The sequence below is a fragment of the Clostridium thermobutyricum DSM 4928 genome (assembly GCF_002050515.1).
GTDB classification, from domain to species: Bacteria; Bacillota; Clostridia; order Clostridiales; family Clostridiaceae; genus Clostridium; species Clostridium thermobutyricum.
Genome location: NZ_LTAY01000093.1, coordinates 1 through 3,482, shown reverse-complemented (window position 1 = coordinate 3,482; position 3,482 = coordinate 1). Strand labels below are relative to the sequence as shown.

Sequence of the window (3,482 nt, the reverse complement as noted above, 5' to 3'; positions counted from 1 at the left end):
TTTAAATAATTAGTAGATGAAAAGTTAAATAAATTTAAATTAAAAATTAGATAAAAATAAGGAAAAAGAATAAGAAATATGTTAAAATCGTATAGGTATTTATGAAAAATAAATATTATTTTCACCTTACATTTAAATAAAATACTCGTAAAAGAGTATTAATTTTAAAAAATAAAATATAATGAAAAATTACAAAGAATAAAATATTAAATATAGCTATATACATCTTAAAATCATTGATAATATAAAAATAAAATGATAAAATGTATTGAAAATTAAGGGGGACGAATAATATATTTAGGAGGAGTTTTTCTTGTACAATAAATTTAAAGGAATTATTCTAATAATATTATCAGCTCTCTTTTTTGCGGCTATGAATGGTTTCATAAAAGAAGTTAAAGGTATTCCATTAGGAGAAAAAGTTTTCTATAGAAATATAATGTTATTCGTTGTATCTATAGCTATAATTATTAAAAATAAATCTTCGTTTTTAGGCCATAAAGGAAGTAGAATTCAATTAGTTTTAAGAGGAGCATTTGGGACTTTAGGAATTTTAGCAGGGTTTTATGCACTTCAACATATGATACTTCCAAATGAAACTATGTTTGCAGATTTAAATATCTTTTTTATAATAATTTTTTCTTTTATATTCTTAAAGGAAAAGGTAAACGTAATCCAAGTTGCAGCTATTGTAATAGCTTTTATAGGAGTATTATTTATAATTAGACCATCTGCAAAACATCATATGAGCTTAATTCCTGTAATAGTCGCAATAATATCAGCAGCTTTATCAGGAGGGGCTTATACAATAATAAGAGGAATAAGAAGTAAAGAAAAGCCAGAAACAATAGTTTTCTTTCTAGCTTTGGTATCACTTATATTTACTGTTCCTTCTATGATTATTCATTATGTTCCACTTACAACTCATCAATTAATTTTATTAATGCTTAGTGGAGTTTGTATAGCTGGAGCAGAAGTGTGTGCTACAAAAGCTTATACATATGCACCAGGAAAAGAAATATCAGTATTTGGTTATACAGAAATGATATTTTCAATGATAATTTCATTTGTATTCTTTGGAGCATTGCCAAAACCAATGCAATATATAGGTTATATTTTAATAATTTTAGGTGGATTAATAGTATTTTTCTATGATAGAAAAATATATAGAATAAGTAAGCTAAAACATTAATATATACATAAATTTTTAATGAAAACTACTTTAAACCAAGAATATAAAAGGCACTATAATGTTTATAGTGCCTTATTTGATATAAATATTGGGCAAGGATTTTAAGGTGATATAATATGTTTTTATACTAAAATAAAAATAGAAATGCTCAAATAAATTTATATAATAGCTGTAAATATAACTAATGATAAATAATTATAATGATTGAAAGGAAAATAAACTGTGAATGATATAAAAATTATTGATGAGATTAAGAAATTTATAAAAATACCTAAAAATTTTAATATTGTATATAAAAAAGAAGAAATTAGAAATAATGAAAAAGTTAAAATATATAGATTTCAAGAAAGCGGAAGATTTGAAATTAATACTCCAAGAATTATTGTTATAACTGATATTTATGGGAATATAGAAAGTATAAAAAATTTATCTTGTCTATATAAAGGAGAGCTTTTAAATAGCCAAGAAGCAAAGAAAAAAGCAATAGATATATTTAATGAATTAGATGAATGTTATGCAAAAGGGCTTTCTTTTATAAGAATAGAGAATCAAAATAGATCTTTTATTAAAGAAGGAAACACTATAAATTTTCCTGTTCAATGGATAAAATTTGGTCATGAAAATGGAAGCTATAATTGGGTAACTTTAAGCTTTGATGGGGAGATTATAGAGATTGAACGTAACTCTATTTGGGATTATTTAAAGGGGAGAAGAGCAACTGAAATGTGGGATAATGATGATTGGGTTCTTTGCGAGATTAGGAAAAGGACCTCAATTACCTAGTCCAAATGCATTAGCTTAAATATATATTTAAGCTTTATGATTTTAATTAAAAACAGAGTAAATTTATAATATATTAAAAATAATAAAAACTCCTACAATAAATAGGAGTTTTTATTATAAATAAATTTAAGGAGTATAACTTCCTGTTAAAGTGATAGGATATTTTATAGAATTTTTTGTTACGGGAGCCTTAATATAAAATCCACTTAATCCAGTATAATTATCAATATAATTTAATTCATATTCACCTGTTGTTCTACCATCAAAAGATTCTACTAAAGGGAATTGAAAATTGTTATTTGGTCCAGAAGCCATATAGCTTAAGTTAAATATATTGTTATCTCCTTCATATTTTTCTAAGAATTCATTTGATAATCCATATGGGTTTGAAGAAGGTATTAAAGTTACTTGAGTACCATTAATATAGCCTTTAAAAAATGGGTATTTAGATGCAGATTGATTACTTGATAATTGTATTCCAATAACTTTATTTGACCCAGGTTTTGAAAAAGTTCCACTTAAAGTTGAACTATATTGAGAATTTATACTTTTTAAATTAAAAATACCAGTATTAACTCCATTAAAAAATTCATACATTATAAAATTATTATTTCCAAGAGAGCTTACTTTTAATGTGAATTTTTCATTTAACCTATCTACATAGTATTCATTTAAGATTAGTTGCTTATTTACTATAGTAGCGTTATTTAAAGGAATAATTATAGTATCACCTTCAATATTTCCTGTTAAATATGTATTACCATCAATTATATCTGAAAAATTACCAGTACTTTGAGCCATATTAGTAGAATTATTATTTGTATTATAATTTTGCGTATTTGATTGAGAGTTTGCATTATTATTTGAAATATTAGAATTATCTACATTACTTAATTGGTTACTAGAATTAGCCACATTATTTAATGTAGGAGAAGTAGGGGAAGAAGTATTTTTATTCGCACTTAAAGTTACATTTTTAGTTAGTGGCTTTTGGATAGAATTATTATTATAAATAACCAAAGACATAATTATTAATAATAAAATTATTATTCCTACTAAAATAGGAATTAAAATGCTTTTAATTTTCATATAATCACCTTTCTGTATTAAAAATAATCAATATTAGTTTAATACTGGAAATAAAGGAAAACAAATTAAATTTAAAAGTAAATTAAATACTATATATTAATGAGTGATTAATGAATAGAATAAATTTTAATAATTAGAATTTATAATTTAAAGTTTTACTGATCATTATAATTAAGCTATCATAATTTTAATAAAATTATATCTAATTGAGAAAATACGTCTTGATTATTTATTATATATGCAGATAAATCATATTATAAATAAGCTATTTTATAATATGATTTTTTATTTTTTTATATAAAATTATCTTTTTCCAAAGTCTATTTTATAGTTAGTCACTTAATAATTATACATTTAATTAAAGTAAAATATTAAAATACTATTTAGATATTAACAATAAATTTTCCTATAATTAAAT

At 22.6% G+C, this 3,482-nt stretch carries 3 protein-coding genes; 2 read left to right on the top strand and 1 reads right to left on the bottom strand.

The features are described from left to right. Positions 1-313 precede the first annotated feature (313 nt). Together CLTHE_RS14970 and CLTHE_RS14965 are read left to right on the top strand one after the other, a co-directional pair. Positions 314-1,192: a DMT family transporter gene (locus CLTHE_RS14970; RefSeq protein WP_080024106.1), complete on the top strand. Its 879-nt coding sequence runs from the start codon at positions 314-316 to the stop codon at positions 1,190-1,192. 222 nt (positions 1,193-1,414) lie between these two features. Further along, on the top strand, positions 1,415-1,975 hold the full coding sequence (locus tag CLTHE_RS14965) for a hypothetical protein (protein ID WP_242945660.1): 561 nt from the start codon (positions 1,415-1,417) through the stop codon (positions 1,973-1,975). A gap of 126 nt (positions 1,976-2,101) precedes the next feature. Here the strand turns inward: CLTHE_RS14965 and CLTHE_RS14960 are convergent, their stop codons facing one another. Next, the gene (locus CLTHE_RS14960) at positions 2,102-3,064 is read right to left on the bottom strand and encodes a hypothetical protein (RefSeq protein ID WP_080024105.1); all 963 of its coding nucleotides are present in this window, start codon (positions 3,062-3,064) and stop codon (positions 2,102-2,104) included. Positions 3,065-3,482 lie beyond the last annotated feature (418 nt).